General features: G+C 47.8%; 1 protein-coding gene (only partly in view). It reads right to left on the bottom strand.

Every position in this 20293-nt window falls within one protein-coding gene, locus tag THICY_RS01780, for an LEPR-XLL domain-containing protein (RefSeq protein WP_013834903.1), read on the bottom strand. The gene is 41541 nt long; 7904 of those nucleotides lie to the left of the window and 13344 to its right, leaving coding positions 13345-33637 in view, spanning codon 4449 (complete) through codon 11213 (partial); reading right to left, the first codon wholly in view occupies positions 20291-20293. Both the start codon and the stop codon lie outside the window.

Raw genomic sequence — 20293 nt, 5'->3', positions numbered from 1 at the left:
ATAACGCCCAGTTAATAGTTGACTTAAAGTTATCTTGCGCATTCAACAACCAGGCGACTTTAGCGGCAGCTAGGTTATTAAATACGGCACCTTGGGTGGCGGTTAAGGTGATATCGCCATTACCCGCGACACGAATCCCAGCAGCGAGTTCGATATTGCCCGATTCAGCAATCAAGGTTACGGCACCGCCTGTGGTACTAATATCTTCATTCAAGATAACACTCGAGCCCGTTTCATCGGCATTGACACCACCCGCATTTAAGATCACAGCGCCGTTGGTCGCCGTTAAACCCTTATTGTCATCATCTAGCGCGCCGACCGTAATCGACCCATTAACCGTCCGAATATCCACCACACCACTTGCTTGCTGGTCTAAACGTAGAATCTCTAATGCGCCGGTGTTTTCAAGATAAATATCGCCCGAGCCGGTGTTGATTAAATCTAGCTTAGCGACATTGATTTCCAAGCGCCCGCCCAACTGTGTTGCGTGTCCGACACCACCTTCAGCGCGAATCACTAAGGTCGCGTTGGCTGCGCCGATATCCACTGGACTATCACCAGCATCCAATATTGCGGCACCCGAGGTGATGCGAATTTCGTCACTCGTGGTGGAACGAATCTTACCGATCGTAGCATCCGTACCCGCGACAATGACAACTTCAGCATCACCCGCTTCAATCCAGGTTTGGGAGGTCATGCTAAACGCACCCGAACCGGCATTCAACGTAATGAGCCCTGATTGGGAGGTGATATCGGCTTGTGCTGATAGGCTTAAACCGTTAGACGCCTGAACACTTAGGGCTCCCTGGCCACTCGTAATGGCTTGATTTAAGTTAATGCTTCCAGCCGTTGCCGCCAGGATTAGCGCGTTAACGCCAGTGACATTAACACCGGTGTTCATGGTTAAATTACCGGCGGTCGTCAAACTTACAGCATGGCCTGCGCTATTGAGTTGATTAACCACCACATTGCCATGATTTACTAAATTGATAGCACCTTGGGCGTCTACACGCAACTGATCGGTATTAATCGCACCGGTTACAGAACCACCGGCTTCAATAACCATCCGAGTGGCTGACATGGATGATTGAGCTGCTATGGCACTAGTACCAGTGAAAATGACATCACCCGTCGCACGAAGCGTGATATTACCCGCTGAACCGGTGAAATCACCAATCGTTACGTCACCATCAACCACCAGCGTTAGGTTACCGCCTTGCATTGCAATGTTAGAAAGGTTGAGATTACCGTTTTGGATTACCGTAGCATCACCGGAACCAGTCATTGTGATGCTGAGGTTATTAACATTCGTATCCAGCGTTAAGTTATCCCGAGACAACACTGTAAGGTTAGGCGCGGTAACCGTGCCCCCTAAGGCAATCCCACCAAAACTGGCATCCAGTATGACTTCATTATTACCCTCTGTGCCAACATCAATGGCATCCACCACCACCAGGTTATGGGTCGAGTTAGAGAGGCCTGCTTTTAGGGTGATGTTTTCACCTGAATTGGTCGGCAAAGCAACCACGGTTAAGCTACCCGTGGTTTGCATTGCAAAATCACCGCTACGATCAGGCTCGGTAACGACAACCCGATCGCCAGTAAACGTAGGGATCTCCACCGAGGTATCCTCAACACGCAAGGTACCAGACAATCGAGTGCTGAAGTCAGTAGCATCTGTTAACGTCACTTCCAACGTGTTGCCCACCTTGGCGGCTTGAATGGTTGAGTCTGCCGCATTAATAGCAACAACCAACGCATCCAATGCCGCATCAATACTAGTGTGACCCGTTGTTGCCACATCCACTGTAGCCCCGGTGAGGCGTACATTTACCCGATCGGCCGTCTTAATCGATGCATCCGGGAAGGTCAGCGTGACCTTCGCTTGTTGGCCGATGATGTTTTCCGTAAGGTTGGTGGTTGTTTGTAACCGCCCGCCACTAAAGACCGTTTCAACTAATTCATTGACGACCAAGCTATCGACAAAGAAGCTTTGGTTAGTTGCATTTGCCACTAGCACCAGGTTATTGGCCGCCATTAAGCTCGCAAGATCAACCGTCGTCGTAACACCCTGATTGTTAACAAAACTGTTGGCGTTAAAATAGGTTTTATTACTGTCTACTAACGCGGTTACCGCAAGACGAGCATCCACATTAATCTTATCGGCCAAGCGGTTTAAAAGTGCCGCCAAGGTATCATTCGCTACCACTGTTTCGCTGAAAGTGATCGCTTTGTTTTCCCCAACACGCACGCTTATTTCAAACTGGCTTCCTACCAAATTAGCCAATTTATCATAGGCAAAGGCCGTGGCATCAAAGGCAACAACTCGTGCTTCTCGCACGGTATCGCTGGCTTGCTGATTTAAAAACAGTGCCACCTGCTCCGGATCAGGACTCCCACCCGCAATAAAGTTTGCGACGGCACTGGATCTGGCCGAGAGTAGGAAATCAAAATCAGCACCCGACTCAGCAAGTGCGAAAGTATAGCGCTGGAAGTTTTCTAACACGCGCCCGTCTTCGGTAACAAGATTATTGACACCGCCACCAGTAACGGCATTACCATCACCTAAAATCGCTTCTGCCTGTGCTTTCCAAACTGTAAAAATCATGGCTTCTTTTTCGGCATTACTAAAACCAGCCCAGTTTCCGGTCGTGAAGGCACTGAAGTTGGCGTCGTTCGTTTGCAAGTCCGTTTCAGTAATCTGCAAATTGTTGCCACTAACCGCAACATCAAACCCAGTAACGCTATTTAAATCCGTTGCAATAGCGTTAAGTTGTTGCGACTTGGTCAAATTAGACCATGGTGTTATGGCGTCGCTGTAGTTAAAGCTGAAGGCGGTGCTATTTAAACTAAAGGCTAGATGCGGTACTAAAATAGTAGGCGCCGCCAGGCTTAGTTGACGCTGAACCTGCTCTGTCCCGACTGTCCAGCTTTCATCCTCTGGCTGGAAGTTAACTTCAATAGCCATTTCGGTATCGAAATTAGCGGTTGCTTTGATTAGCACACCATTGTCGGCTTCTTCGGCTTCATAATCAGTTAAGGGTTCGGCAGAATTTGAACCCATTAGGATTGCATTAATCTTCGTCACCAGGCCTGCTAGATCTTCATCTCCAGACAATGCAATAACATAATCTTCGTCAGCGATACGGATTGTCAGCTCACCCGCACTGGTGTTAGCGACTGGTGTAATCAAAACATCACGAGAATCAGCCGTTGATTCCTCTGTACCGACCGTCCAGGCTAGACTTGCAGGCTGGAAACTGGTGACCATATCTAAAGGCAAGGCAAAGTTATTGGTTGCTTTGATTAGCACACCATTGTCGGCTTCTTCGGCTTCATAATCAGTTAAGGGTTCGGCAGAATTTGAACCTATTAGGATTGCATTAATCTTCGTAACTAAATCTTCAAGGGTTTCATTAGCCGCCAAATTAATACTACAAGTCGCACCCGCTACCGTAAGTGAAAGCGTACCCGCACTGGTGTTAGCGACTGGAGTAATCAAAGCTTGGCGTGCCACAATCGCTGTGTTAGCAACATCACTTGTAAACAAGGTATCGGCATAAGCAAAGTCTAGCGGATAACCATCCACCGTTATAACGTACTGATCGGCCGTTAATTGATCTGGCAAACTGATTTGTTGATTTATCAGCGTTTCTAATTGAACTAGGTTCTGTTCGAATCGGGCAGCTGTCGCTAAATTACCGCTAAAATTACTAATTTCAAAGCCACCGGTGGCACTGGATGCCTCGTTACCATAGAGCTTGATGGTGTCGTTATTGGCCGTGAAACGAATTTGCATCGCCTCACGAACACTAATGTCGGCACCCGATAAAGCCGCAGGACTAAAGCCGATAGTAAGACCCGGATCGGCATCATCACCTAATGCCTCTGAAAAGACCACCAAATTCGTACCTTGAACCTCGGCCTGCAATACTTTAAATGCTGGGCTTTGGGCCGCATTAATCTTATCTGCTAGGGCAGTTAATAAACTGGCCTGATTTTTATCTGAATACTCCCCTGATGAAACGGTTACGGAATCCGTCACCGCATCACCATCAGCCCCTATCGCAGCATAGTTAATAACAATGTCGCCTCTCGGAGATGCTGGGAAGGACAACTCGGCGCGGTTAACTAATACTTCGGCATCAACACCTGGAAGTGGGTCTGGGATAATGGCACCTTCACTATCATTCGCATTTTCATCAAAACCTTCATTAAATTGTGCCGCTAGGATCTCGGCAAATGCAGCCCAAAGTTCGGCAGCACTATCGGCATCGGCAGGGTCAGCGGCAGGAACCGTCGCTGAAATAGTACGATCGCCAACTTTAAAGGTCAGTGTATTACCCGCAATCATTTGCTCATCGGTAAAGGACAGTAACACAGACTGAACACTCATCGGATTGCCAAGGGTATCCTGCGTCACAACACTAATACCATTGGTCGCCGTAACTTCAACGGCATAATCAAATGTCAGATTATCTTGAGTAGCCGTTAATGTCAGAGTATCCAGCGTTTCCGCATCAAAGTTGGTCGGAGTAACCACCGCTGTTACAAAACTCAATGCCGTGGTTAAATCCCCTGCTGACGGCGCATTAATCTGTGCCGCCATCGCATCCCACAGATCTTTCCACTCGGTCACACCTGTTAAAGACGCAGAATACAGCCCAGTTGCGCCTTGCTTAATCGTAAAGCCGAATGCGTTATTGCCCTGGGTTAAAAACGCAAATTCGACCGGCGTTTCACCGGCATTATCCAGCGTAAAATAATAATTAACTTGGTTACTAAAACTCTCTGGCTCGAAGGTAAAATCTACGGTATGCGCTGTATCTTGTTGCGCCGCAAGTTGAATAACGTTAACCGTGGCTAGGTTGCCAAAATCCGTAATCACACTTGAAGGCATGGCAATAAATTGCTGTCGAACCAGCTCAACACCACTGATTATAAATGCCTTATCTGCGCTAGCGGTGAGGTTAAGACTTGGCTGTACCGAACTGGCATTAGACAAGGTCACAGATGCCATAAAATCAAGCGATGCAATATCGCCAGCCAACCTACTTAGCGCATTTGCCAAGATATAATCAGCGGCAACGTCAGCACTTGTAATAGCAACCGTTGTCACAAAGGTTTGATCATTATGGACAAAACTAATACGAAGCTGATCACCTGCTTGCGGGATGATATTTGAGAAAAAGTCAATGCGATCAGTCTGAACACTGCCTTGTTGAGGCGTTGCTGTTGCTGTAGTCCCAATTTTAACGGCACTACTTCCTGAGGCGAGACCCGTCTGACTCATGGTTGAGAAGGGGTCAATAAATACGCCAGGTAGGCCAGGGGTATTGCCACCATCGGTGGTAGTTCGGAGTTGCAAGCCTTTATCAACCCCTTGATCGAAGCTACTGGTTAACAACACCGGTGCCGCCGCTAAACTACCTCGCAAGGTCACGGTTTTACCCCAGACATTAACGCGATCATTGTTATAAATCAGTGTTGTGGTCGGATTACCCTGTGCATCAAGGTCAAAGGTGGTCCACTGCTCGATATTGTTGGCATCGATAATGACCGAGCCATGGAGTTTTTGCGCACCTGCCGAGCTGGCCGCTTCGGCGTAATCAACCAACACGGAGTTACTGGCTTGCAAAATTACATCATTGCCCGCCACATCCGCAACCGTACTTGCATGACGCACCGATAGCGTATTACCCGCCGAGATTTTCAACTCACCATCCTGCGCAATTGCTCGTTGGATAACCGTCGAGGTAGCTTCATTAATTTCAATAGAGCCGGCAACCGTCGAATAGGCTTCGATGCTACTGGTTAGGGTGTTCAATAACAGTGAATTTTCCGCTTTTACCCACAAATCATCTGCGATAAAGACCGAAGCGCCATCCAAGGTAACCGATTGTGCATCGACTTCTAGACGTTGTTTGGCCGCAACAATCCCGCCAATAACCTGTAGATCACCGGTGGTATTTAATGTAATGTTTTCAGCACGTTCAAAACCGCTCACCCCGCCCACAAAACCGCTGAGTTTCCAGCTGGTTTTGAGATCGACAAAAATGTCATTTTTAGCCCGAAGTTCGAAGTTTTCCGCTTGCAGACTGTCAGTGATAATGACCAGATTTCCAGAGTCTTTAGCTTTAAAGTTAGTGTTTGCTGTGCTGCCATAGCCATCACTCTGACTGATTTGGCTATCGCCGAGAGCGACCAGAACCACTTCACCAATAACGCCACCGTCACGTGCAACGACATTTCCGCCTAAGCGCAAATCCTGACCCGCAATAAGTTCTAGACGATCCTTGATGGTTAGAGTACCGCCGAAGGCTAATAAACCTGCACTCTCCACAATCAGCGTATCGGTGGTGATATTGCCTGGTAGAACCGTAGATTTGTTGGCCGTGGTGGTGCCAAAGGCAAACCCACCATTTGCGGCGCGATACTCCATCAACTCGGTGGCTTCAAAGAATCGATACAGGTCGATATTGCCATCACCAGCAATAAACGAAACACCACGCGTGTATTGCAAGGAGTCGGTTGAGGATTGCGAGGCATCAAAGCCCGTGGGCGTTTGCACCGTAACATCGGCTTGCTCACTGGCCAGTTTAATAAAGGCACCCATCACCTTGCCATTAGCCGCAAGGATCAGGTTATTTTCAGCGGTCACCTGCACCGTTGAACGGTTTGCAGGATCAGCGTAGTCGGTGATTTGGGCATTGATAATGGTTAAGCCCAAACTACGTTCATGCTTGCCATCTAAATCGGTGATACGAATATCGCCCGATGCGGTGATCGCATCGAGTTTATTGGCCGCAATTTGGAAGTCGATGATGCCGGTTTGCGCACGTAACACTAAGGTATCGGCAATCAGGTCAGGGGTCGCATCGGCAAAGTTTTCGCGAATTTGACCGCCCGCGGTTAGATTAATGGTGCCGCGAGAAGTCACTTTATCCACAATGTCGGCACTGCTACCATCGAAGTTTTCCAGTGTAGGCAGCGCATCGCCATTAGTCAAATAAATACCCGCACTGGCATGACGCACTAGAATGTCACCGGTGGCGGTAACCGACATAATACTGCGCGTTTCATTTGTTTGAATCCGCACATCCGCTAAATCGACCTGCCCCTCTGCCGTAATGGTCACCAAACCATCGCTAATGCGGGTATTGTCTATGACAAGATCACGCGTTGCTGCATCGGCAACTCCGCTCGATTGATTAATAACCAAGCTACCAGCGTGTGCAATATCAGCCTCAAGGGTGCGTACATTCGTATTAAGCTCGATCGAATTAACATTATAGCCAATACCGTTAGTTTGATTTTTAACCACCAAAGTATTGGCCTGAATCGCATCAGTATCCACCGCCGCACGTTTAATCGTGCCTTCGGCTAACAAGGTAATATTGCCACGATCCGCGGTAATAAGCAGGTTAACGGTTTGATGCGCGGTACTGCCATTATCATCCTGACGCAACGACATAATATTGATACTGTTGCGCGAGCCAACACCTTTCGCTTCAACGTTCGATATGCTCAGGTCGCCGTAGTTGGTCACCGAGATTTGACCATCCGCCGCCAAAATGCGCTCAAGGTTTAAGCTACCCCAGTTACTCAAGGTTATGTCACCGGCACTTAGTAACTCCAAATTGACCGCGCCAACTTGGGTATTCAGTAACATTCGCGTATCTGCGATGGCCGTTAGCTTCTGTGCTTTAACCAGGCCTGGTAGTACATCCATACCATTACCGTTGGTGTAAAGCTGGTCAACCGATTGGGTGATACGACCATCCTTGGCGGTTAAGCTAACTTGATCTGCACTGAACAGGTAGGCGCGATTCAGTGAGATATGGCCACCAAATTCACCCGCTGATAGCGCCATCAGATTATTGTCGCCCGCTGAACTATTTTGCACCTCTAACACACTGCTATCGGATAGCGTAATGCTGCCGCTTTGTGCAATACCTGCCCCCGCCGCAAGCGTTAAAAGGTCTTGCGACTGAATCCAGCCATCAACGATAATGTTGCGTCCAGCTTCCACCAGTATGCTTTCCGCTTTCGGCAAGGTCGGCGGGTTTAACGCCAAACCAATTTCTCCGCGCAAAGCCAAATCATTACTGGCTTTCAACACAAGGTGCGAGCCGTCCAAAGCGACATCGCTGGCAATATTAAGGTTATTTCCGGCGGTTAAACTCAACCTATTCAGCGCAATAAGATGTGCCTGCCCGGTCGCTTGCCCACCATTACCATCGGTGACGCTCACCCCACGCACTTGTAAATTGGCGCCGGTGCTGATGGTCAGGTTTTCAGCGGCTTCCATTTTCGCTTCAATAGTAGCACTACCTGAGGCCACAATAGTAATGTTAGTCGCAGTAATAGATTGCACCGCAAAATCGGCAGAGCGGACCGTAACATCTCGGCTAGAGGGCGTTGCGACGGTAATCGTTTCACTACCAATCACCGGACGCTGTTGCCACTCAGTTTGCAACTCTGTTCCTTCTACACGAATCTGTTTGGTCACCGCTCCAAACTGCTCGCGCAAACCATAAATGGGTTGATCAACGGTGGTAACTTGGAAACTTAGCTTCACGCGTTCGTCACGGACTTCGTGGGTTAACGAGGTCCAGTGCGCATCATAATCCTTAAAGGTTTCTCGTATCGTTTCACTACCCACTTTGCGCACATCAATTTCAATGCGATAACGGTTCATTTTCCATTTACTAGGACTGTATTTTTCACCCTTGATAGTGAACTCATATTCCCCAGTGGACGCTAATTGGCGAATCGTATTCACCCAATTGGTTGGATTATCTCGCGTATGCTTATAGGTGAAAATGGTATTTAGCTGATTAAGTCTTTGGTCAGTATTCCAATTGCTGGCATTGACTGTAAAATTCAGGTTAGGGTATTTGCTACGATCAAACTTGCGGTAATTAAAACCTTTACCACGAGAGGTGGCAAAATTATCGCGTTCTAAAACAGCAAAGGCTGTTCTAAAGTCATAGCTACCGGCAATTTGATTAGCAAAACTGAGTTCAGTTGCACTTAACGACGCCGTGTTACTTTGTAACTCATTAATCCATGTTGTTAAGGCATCAACCCGATTGGTGGTTAAATTAACGTCATTAGTATTGTTATGGAAATCACTCACCGTTGATACGCTTCGGGTAGTTGCCCAGGTCCAATTGGGATCGCGCGATAAATCTAAGGTGGTTTGGCTAACACTGGTCAGGTCATAGCCCGTTAATACGCCGGGTACCAGATCAAATGTACGCAAACCACTGCCGGCATAGTCAACCTGCCAGGTTGCCGGACCTTGGTCATTGATATTAAATGTTGTAACTCGGCTGCCATTTAAAGCATTCTCAACTCTACTCCAAGACTGTGCCACATAGTTACCCACAAAATTAGCACTAGATGAATTATTCAAGTCTGCTTTTGTAAAATTAGAGGCAATTTGGTCGTAATACACATGGGCAAAATCAGTAAACTGCAATACCAGTTCGCCTACTTTACCGTCATCTTTGGCATCATCATAATCTTCATCATCTTGCGCAGCCCAATTGCCTGAGTTATTGCCATTAAGCGTGTTGTCATTAATCAGATATTGCGCAGCGCCATCCGATACTACACGCAGAATATCGAGGTGAGCGCCATCCGGCATCCGGATGTATTTGTCATCTAGACCCGCGCGCTCAATATGGAAAATGCGTAACGCACTATTTTTCCAGCTTGGATCGCTATTAGTCGTGGTAACAACGCCATCCTCCGTGCGGATGGTTTGGTGGTTGCTATAACTAAAGTCGAATAAACGCATATAACCTAAGTGAGCCAATACCGCTTCTTTTTCTTGCGCGGTTAGCAAATCAAAGGATTTATAATTAGCGTTCTTGTACTCACCTTTACTAAAACTGAGTTTTAAATTATTGATGGTTGTGGTTACATCTTCATTGGCATTGGCTCCCGTTAAATAACGCGCCCAATCTATTTGGTCATTGTGATAATGAATCCCTTCAATAAAGAACTCCATAAAGGGTTGCAGACTATCGGCGTTGGTGCCAGTGGCATTGGGGTTAAAATAACCAATCTGCTCCAAAGTCATATTAAACTGGGTGTATTCAGCGCCTGTTTCAAAACGCTGGAAACCAATAGAGTCGATAATGGTAGTAGTTTCATAGGTAACCACCGGAACCTCAATGGTGCCCACCGCAATATCACGGAAACCGGTAATCACCTCAACAGTTTGAGTGCTCAACGTTACCACAGGAACCTGTATTGTGCGCTCACCGGCAACAGCCGCATCAGCGCGCACTAAAATATCACCGCCAGAACGCAAGCTGATATCACCCGGGGCGTCAATCAAACCCTGGTTAAGAACCTGCAAAAAGCCGCCGGTTAAGTCGGATTGCGCAATGGCGCCTTCAAGTTGTGTTTGCGTCCAACGCATATTCACGCCGGCATTTAATTGAACATCACCGGTTGAGTGAATACTGCCGTAATGGCGTAATTGCTGACCCGCGTTAACCAATACACGGGGCACAAAATTGGTCGACAACAAGGCGGTTGCCGCTATATTGCCGCCAATGGTGACCATCGGCGCACTCAAATGCACTAAAGCCCCGGCACTAATTTCTGCCCTTATCGGATCTTCTGATACTAAAATTGATTCACGGGCATTTACAAAAATAACCGAGGTATCTGCAGTGGTTTGCAACAGGCTATTGGCCATTAAATTGATTGCCGCCGCACGAAGCTCAATGGTATCGGTGGCTTGTGCTGTGGCAAAGTTCGAGTCATTTCCTACAAAGGTAATCGTTCCTGCCGCCGACTCTATGACGATTTCAGCCGCTTTTGGCGTATTCTGGCTATCGCCATCCGTTTGTCCAATTAACCCTTTAACCAAAATACCACTATTCGCGGCCAGTTGAATGCGACCACCCGCGGCCACATCAATAACCCCACCCGCAACACGCTCGCTGCCTTCTAGCTGAATATCTTGAATAATTAAACTGGTACCGCTGGTATGTGTACCCGCCGAAATAACCACCTCACCATCGGCGGTAATGAGGTTATTGACAATAATCCGTGATTGACCAAATACGTCTATGCGTGAACCGGTATCTAGCGCTGAAATAACACCATCAAGCAGGATATCTCCGTCACTGAGTAGTTGAATGCGACTGGGGTTAACAGCGGTGAGTTGTCCGTTACCTGTTGCATCCGTAACAATAATCGCACCTGTTTGATGCCAAATACCACCATTACCTGCCAGCATAAATATGGAACCTGTGGCGTGAAGTTCTGCCGATGCCAGTAGGTTAACACTGTGATTGGCAAAAACGACTAGCTGACTCTGTGAACCCAACCATTCTGGGCTCTGCAGGTTGTCCGCATCACTGTCGGCATTATAGCCAGCACCCGCGAAGACTTGCCCCGCCAGAGTAATCTGATTGGCCTCTAGCACCAATTGACTATTCGCCGCCCGCGTAAAGAGCTGCGCATCTTGGCCAATGATTAATTCTCCGCCACTAACCAACTGCAGTTCTTGGCTAGCTTCTAGCATTACCCCTTGTGGATTGGCTGGATCAATCACCCCGCCTGGCAGAGTACCTAAGGTCAAATCGCCTGCGGCATCAATCACTAGGCGCTGTCCTTCACCGGTTAAGGAGATACCAACATTTGACAAGCTAAGATGCGCCGCAGAGGTAATCCGCATTGAACCCAACAAGCTAATATCTCCGCTAATAATGGCCTGTTCGGTGGCATCTAAGGTCAGCACAAAATCACGCGTCTGTGCATTTACCCGCGTGCTATTAATAACCCCTTCCAGTACAACGCTATTACCCCGTAAAATAATTTCAGCGCTGGTATTAATCTGACCGGCATCTTTCTGTAGTGTTAGCGTTCCCTGTTCTGCGGCAAATTCCATCAACGCCAAGTTTTGGTTTAAGTTGTTGTCGCCATTTAAGCCAATCACCGAATTGATGGTTAAATCCTCAACGGCAATCATGCGCAATTCACCATTATTACCGGTGATTCTAAACTCGCCGGCACCCGCACCCACGGTCGAAGTGGTTAGAGAACCGCCTGTTCGTATATCTAGCACGCGCCCTGTTTGCAGTAAGCCATTAAGCGCGAGTGTGGCATCAGAATTGATTAAAACCGTGGCGTTACGTCCTTCAGCGATGACATTCCCGATAAATTCGCCACCCAAATCTGAGTGCAAGCGAATATCGCCACCCAAACTAATTATCTGACCTAAAACCTCGATATTTAACTGGGCTTGTGTAGCCGCATTAATATTGCCTTGAGCCAAAATACTGCCGGCTAATTGAATATCACCGGTGTTGCGAACTTGCGTTGTCGGAGAGCCCAAAAAGATTTGTGCATCGCGTCCTAATGCTTGCAAGGCGTAACCTTGTCCGTCTTGCGGCATGATATAAATACCACCCGCACCCGCATCCAAACTAATAACACTATTGGCTGCAAGGGTTTGTAGACTTGCGCTACCCAACAACAGCAGGCCTGGTTCCGGATTAGCAAGGCTGGTACGTAAGGCATTATCACCACCCACTATGTCGATCATGCCACCGGCGATAATATCGCGGCCAATCCGAATTTGCCCCTGTTCAGACTCAAGATAAATTTCGGAACTGCCGATATTGGTAATGCGCTTCAGCGTTTGACTGGTGCCATGACCTTGTCGCTGATACTCACCACCCGCAAGTAACAAGCCGTCTAACTGCATATCGCCGTCAGCTAAAATAACAATGGTGCTATCGGCTGCAAATGTGCTCATCCGTGCATTTCCAGCCATTTCAATACTTAATTCGGTATCATCCTGACCCGCTTCAATGTGAATACTGGTTTGAGCACGTATGATACTCCCAACCACCCCTGACTGATTATCCGCATCTAGCACAGTGCCGCTCAAACGCACAGCCTGATCCGAGAAAATCCCAATATGGCCTTCTTTGCCACTCCAATTAACCGCCTCTGAAATCAATTCACCTGCGTCATTACGCACCAGGCCTGGTGTACCGCCGGCCAACACAACACCAAGTATTAAGACATCACCCTCAGCATCGATATAAATATCACCACCCATGTCATGGCTAGTGTGTGCACCAGAAACTACACCGGCAATCACATCGACCAACACCCCAACATTATCGCCCGTTACTGCCGAACCTTTACCACCGATTAACGTAACATCTTCCGAAGCATAAACCGCATTATCAACCCGAACCTGACCCCCAAAGGATTTAAGGTAGGCTGACGCATCCTTAGCGGTAAACTCAATTCCAGAAGCGGTACTTATGCCCCCAGCGATTAACGCCCCGACCACATTAATATCTTTTGAACCGTAGAGTTTAATAGAGGAGCCGGCTGATTCGGTGCTTAATACCGAGGTGCGGTGAATGTAGATACTGCGCCCTTCATTACTGCCACCTAAATCATCAACAACAATGCCGTTACGGCGAGTGCCGCCATAGATTTCGACATCACCACCGATAGTGGCATTACCTTCCCAATAAACCCACTCATTCGATTGTAGGACTAGGCTAGAGCCTAAATCGGCAATATTGATATTTCCGCGTATGATCAGGTCGTCTTTACCTTCAATGCGAATATCGCCTTCGGCACCTAAGGTTGTGAGGGTACCGGTTAGTAGGAAGCCAAATTCACGATGTCCGTGTAGTTCGTGCGGATCCATCACCCCGTCAATATCTCGGCCAGGTAGCGTGTCAAAGTAGTTGGCAAACTCAGCTTGCGAAGCCGCGCTTGATTCACCCATCCGAATACTCATATTATTGGATGCGCTGACACTGCCACCCACCCAAATATCTTGTTCGGCAAAGAGAAAAACATTAGAAAACTGGCCTGAGACTTCAGCAACCGGTGCACCACTGCTGGTATTAAACTGTATACCTGCGGTTACCGCGGCTGATACATCGATGTGCAACCGACCACCGGCTTCTAAATAAACATTAGACGCCTCATTAGGTGCCAGTACAGCTCCCTCTTGTGCAATCGTTAAATCACCGGCGGTAATGACGCGGGCATCCGACCAAGATACTAGGCTGTCAATGGTTATAGAGCCATTGGATTGCAGCGCAACACCATCACCCACGGCACTCACCAGGCCTGTTGCAGCGATATTCACTTCTTCCCAAACCTGCAAAGCCATGCTGTCGATTAAAAAGCGACTTTCAACCATAGTGTCTTGCGTTAGATTGATAACGCCGTCATCACTGCGAATATCCGCGGTCAATTTTTGCCACAAACTCGGATCACTCAACGTCTGACGCGCTAGGTCTAACTCCATAGCATCACCCAGATATTCGTAAACGCCATACTCTGATTGGGTATATTGCACCCGAACGAGATCGCTAGTCGCCAGCGTCATCATATCCGGACGCTCTCGGTCTAAACGTGTCTGCTTGGTCACCTCAATTTTTTGCCACAAAGCCGTATCATTAAATCGATCGGCATTTAGGTAGTCGTTATTAAATTGCCCTAGGGTGACATCTTCAATAAAGTCTGCCTCGAGTGTCGCCTCACGTCGCCATTGCGAGGCATTACTGAAATCGTTAGCGGACAGATTTGGCAGAACCTGATTGACATTATTAGCACCGATATATCGATAAACCTGACCGTTAGCTAAATCACGCACCAATGTCTGATTAGTTTGTAGGGCAACCGCCGTTAAATCAAGCGTCAGGGGGTCTTCACCTAAATAGCGGTAGAGCTCGTAACTGACCCCAATAATGTCACCGGCGCCGGCACTCGCAAGTGCTTGCTTTTGCGCCTCAGTAAGTTGGTCAAACTGATGCGGCTGTTCGATCAGCATCCGCTCGCTCACTTGGCCTAATTGGCCAGTGCGAGCATTTAGGGTGATGTTGTGTGCCGCAATATTGACAAAGTTGTCTGACAGGTTCGGGGAGCTTAGCTCAGGCTCATGCGGAAATAAGAATTCATTTAATGCCGCCGAGATCGAATATTGTCGGCGATCGACACCATCGGCACCAATTAAAGCTAATAAATCTTCATCAGCCGTGTTGAGACTATTCGTAGGTCGTTCAGCGGTTTTTATTAAATCAATTAATGAGCCCTTAACAATATCGATACTCACATCGCCAGATGCCGAATAAACCGAAGCCTGCGGATTTGCCCAGGCTGTTGGCAACATCAGCCGAAGATCGCCACCTTGGGCCAACACTAACACATCCGTATCGGCTCTTGCGGCAAAACCACCATCACCCAAAATATTACTGGTTACTTCTGCTCGAATACCGCCCAAACGCGCATCTAACTGAACATTATTACCGGTAATTTGAGCAATAAAACCTTCATAAGTGACCCCGTTAATCGTGGCACCCTGAACAGAAGTGCCTTGAATACCCTGCACCGCTTGAATGAAAACATCCCCGCCCGCTTGGATGCGTTGTGCCGTCAATAAACTGGACTGGTTATCTAAACTAAATACCTGTACGCGGATATCACCGCCGGCCACAATGTCGGTTTCACCCTTGTCACCTTCAAGCACAACACGCACCGTGCCCCCGGCATCAATTAACGGTGCGGCACCATAAATCGCAGCACCATCCGCCATTAACACATTACCACCCGCCGTTAGCTCAATACGCCCAACCGGCATAGCATTACCTGCGGCATTGGTGCTACCATCGGTGACTTTTAAGTCGCCATTAATTAATAGATTGCTGGCCGTATTCACAAAAATACCAGCCGGATTATTACTTTCAATAACCCCAATTTGGATAGGGTAGTCGGCACGAAGGAAATGGGTGTAGAAATCTTTCACCCCTGTGCTAATGGTGACCTTGGTGTGCTGAGTTTTGGTGCGCAGGAAACCACCACCGGTGGTCCATGTTTGTGTGGTGACTTGGTAGTTTTCAAAGTCATTGTCAAACCGATCCGCTGATGGGTTTAAGAAGTCTGTACCACTTTCTTGGCCATCACGTTGCCATAGCGTTGTATCACTAAAATCCGCATCCGGCAGATAAACTTCGCCATTTTCACCAATGTAACGGTACACCGGCATCTGGGCGCTAAAACCAAAGCCTGGGTTGCTCACGTCGCGCACTAGGCTGACATTTTTAGTCAGCATCACTTCTTTGCGGCGCACATTATCATATTCAATGCCATAAACCGCATTCAGCGCCATTAATTCAAGCGCTTCCGACTCCAACAATGGCGAGGCGTCTAAAAATACCACTTCCTGCCATTTATAACTGTTGTCTCTAACCAAGAAACCGACCTGCGCGAAACCTAGGCCAAAACTGTTTTTCTCGTATTTTTTAATTTCTTGACGAACCGCGGCCTGACCTTCTGTCCAGACATAATAGACACTGTCTCTTGGATTAAACCAAAGTTGGTTTTCAGTATCTTGCTCATTTTCTGGCAGGTCACGCAGGTCAGCAGGTGCCAGTTGCGAATACACAATGCTGTTATTAACACGCGCACCCTGTTCTTCTAAAACCTCAACTTGACCATTTTTGAAGGTGTAGGTGGTCTGGCGCAGTGTCGCGGTATCAGTAATTTGAATGCGACCCGGATTGTTGCTGGTTAAATCAACACCATCCAATACTAAATCGAACGCACTGGCGTTATTGATAGTGAGTGATGGCGCACCATCCGCAACGCGAATCTGACCATTGCCGGTACTTAAAATCTGCCCAACGAGGGTGATATTACCCGCAGGCGCCTTGATGTCTTCAATAACAATACTTTGCGTACTGGCATCAAAATAGGCTTTAAACGGTATGTTTTGAACCCCAAAATCCACGCCTGAAATACTAACTTCACCTGGACGGAAAGCATCAATTGACCGTCCACCGGCTGGGCTTTGATCCATGAAGGTAATTGAGCGAGTGGGGTTAAAGGTTTCGCTGATGTTTAATTCTAAATCGGTTAAGCCACTTTGTAGCAAACCGTTGATGTTAAGGAATTCGGCGGTAATAGTAATTGTGCCGCGCGCTACAATCCGTGACTCATTTTCAAAAATACCTTTTTGTAGCTGCAGCATGGCCGCAGATTCAAAGTCGGTAAATATAAGGCTATCGTAATTACCACTACTATTAAAGACTTCGCCCCGCAGCGGCGTGTAGTTAATGTATTGACGAGGGTCGGCCAAATGCTGCCATCCCTCTACATTCAAACTAAAGTTCCCTGAAGTCACAATATCGATGGTGCCCGCAAGTAATTCACCAGACACCTCTACCGAACCTTCGGTATTGCGAATAACAATGGAGCCGTTTTGATTAACCACACTGCCCAATAAATACATATCCTGCGCACCGGAGGTTCGCTGCGCAATGGTTTCATTCAGGCCGAGTAGTGCGGCTGGCAGCGACTCTTGAACAATCCTGATGACCCCGGGTTCAAAACCAGCCTGCTCAGATCCCACTGGGGTATTGTTTAAATAAATATTGCCCGGCGTAAAGGATTTTAGTTCACCATCAACGGGCACTATTTTGGTGGTATCGGATATAACAGCGTCATTCACTCTTACATCAAATGGTGTGGCATTAAAAATATCGATCATGGCACCCGAGCGAACAATCATGCGATTGTCGTCACTCGCCTGCTGGATCATGGTTGCATTGGTATTCACCGCATCAATAAAAATAGACCCTGGTGCCGCAAATAAATTGGGTAAATCTAAGAAAATAGTGTCTAATTCGCGATTAACAACCTGAACTGTATTGCCATTTTCGTCAATAAACACGTCCATTAGATTTAATTCGCGCAAGGCATTTTCGACCTGTTCCAGCTGAACTTGGTGTCGCGCTAAGGCTTCGTCATTACCTTGATGACTATCCATCAAGTCAAGTAACTGGGTGTGACGAGCTAATAGCAGATTTTGCACGCTGGCTACCGTCAGCTTCGGTGTGGCAATTTCAACGGGTTTAATGACATAAAATTTACCCTCAAGCGCCGCTTTAAGCGCTTGTTGCGCCTCTGATGATACTTCCGGCACTTGAATTAGGGTTAAGCTATTGCCTTGAACCGTTGCTTCAAAACGCACATCATCGAGTATTTGAATACGCAGGTTTTCAAGCACTGTGTTTAAGGTGTCGCCCAGACGCGCGGTATAACTAAAATTCGTTACCGCACCATCCCCTTGCGGGTCATTAGGATCAGCGACGCTGACTTGATAAAGCTGTCCGGCTTGAACCGACGTGCCAGTAAAGTCAAGAACTCGACGATCAGCCAGGTCATCCGGATGTGGTGTTTGGGTTGCACCATTAATAGAGATTTCCAGTGCCGCCATACTTTGCACACTGGTTGATTCACCCAAGTTATCGGTATTAGCAAACAATTGACTCAGATCAAGTTCGGCATATTCATACTTTATACCGGCTTCAATACCTAACGCATTGAGCTCAGTGTTCGTCAATTCGGTTCCTAGTCGATTGAGCGGCAGTTGTTGAACCAGCCCATTAGCACCCATAATTTGCATGGGTAAAATGTGCATTAGCATTTGGTTGTTTAACGCGGCTTCAATAACCACCTCGTTACCCATTAATAACCGGTTATCACTCACCGCTACACCGCGATTGTTAATACCCGAGCCATAAGGAATCAAACTAATGCTTAGCATAGTGCCCACTTCGGCACCTCGTTGCTTACCACCAATACCTTCACGCGCATTAAAGGTGACATTGCCTAGCGATTCAATGCGTGTGCTGCCACGTAAATCCAGTAAATTCGTCTCTTGAATACGCATTGATGGATTAGGGGAGTTAATACTGGGGTAGGCACTAATTGTGGTGATTTCGGTGTTCGCGAAGCCGTCTAAAAAGTTAATCATGCCGCGCTGATCTTGGCCGGCCTGTAAAAAGACGCCGTTACCACGAATTAATGAATTATGGGTGACCACCTGGTTCAAGGCATCAATATTGCCGATAGCGCTTGCACCAGCAAAGCCGGTTAGCGCTGTAACGGTAAATAAGTTACCACTGGGGTTAGCCTCTGCCGAGCTACGCGTGTTGAGATAAATCGCACCTGACTCGTTGATTAAGGCCGACTGACCGATATTAATTTCTGAACGAGTTGAAGCCAGAATTTCTGAGCGGGCAACGGATATACCAAACCCAGACACACCTTCAATGCGCACGCTATCAACCGCGTAAACATCGGTGGCCGCATTCACCAGGAATACACCCGGATTGGCATTACTACCGCGCACGGTCAAATTAGAGCTATTGCCAATATCAACTTGTGCTGTGAAGCGAGCATTATTGGTGCCAAAGACAGTTTTACTGGTTAGCGCATTAACACCAACCAGGCCTGCTGATCCCGAACGTAGGTTATTACTATTAGCATATTCGTTTTTGAGGGCGTTATTGAGCGCCGAAATAATCACCGCATCACGTGCATCAATAACCACGTTATTGCCGACATTGACGCGCGCTTGGCCAATCAATTCAACCAGCGCTCCGGCACCTGTTCCGGCACCCAGTCCTAATGCTTTTGCATCGGCTTGCGCATCCCCAAATTGACTATGTAATGCTCGTAAATCTAACGCACTCACTTCGACACGACTGCCATCGCCAATACTAGCAATCACATCACGTTGATTACTCACTTTAACATCGGCACCGGCAACACCGGCTAGCAACGCCGCGCCACTCGCTTGACCCTTAGCTAGAATACGATCATCGGCTTCCGCCAAAATGCCGACACTTTCAGCACGCAAACTATTATTGGTTCCCAGGCCTGCTGTTACCAGACCGGATATATTAACGCTTGAAACCGTCGCACCTACGGCGAAAGATAGCAGGCCTGCTGCTGCCGCAAAACCCGTTGATTCAGCAAAACCGCTATTACTACTATAGGCATTAACGGCGATACGACCCGCCGCATAAAGTTCAGAATTTGTAATATCGGCTGAAATTGTGCCATTAAAATTAACCCAGCTAACACTACCTGCCGCCGCCGCTGCAATGAGCCCACCCGAAACAGCGGTGGCGATGGTACGCGCATCCGCAGTTGCCCGACTATCGGCATTCACGGTGACATTGCCACGCGCACCAATTAAGCTATCCTCAATAATCGCTGCGACATTTGAGTTGATGGTTGCGGTCGCTTCGGCACCACCACCAGCAAGCGCACCACCGATTGAAAAACTCGCCGCGACGGCTGTTGCGCCTGAACGCGCAGTAATCGTTGCTGTATTTAAGGCTTCAACAATAACGCCACCGGTATCGAGTTCAACATCACTGATTCGAGCCGTTGTGGTATTGCTAATTATATTGTTAGTTAAGGACACGCC

It is taken from the genome of Thiomicrospira cyclica ALM1, from assembly GCF_000214825.1.
Taxonomy (GTDB): domain Bacteria; phylum Pseudomonadota; class Gammaproteobacteria; order Thiomicrospirales; family Thiomicrospiraceae; genus Thiomicrospira; species Thiomicrospira cyclica.
Note: the sequence above shows the minus strand (reverse complement) of the source record. Positions and strands in the feature narration are given on the sequence as shown.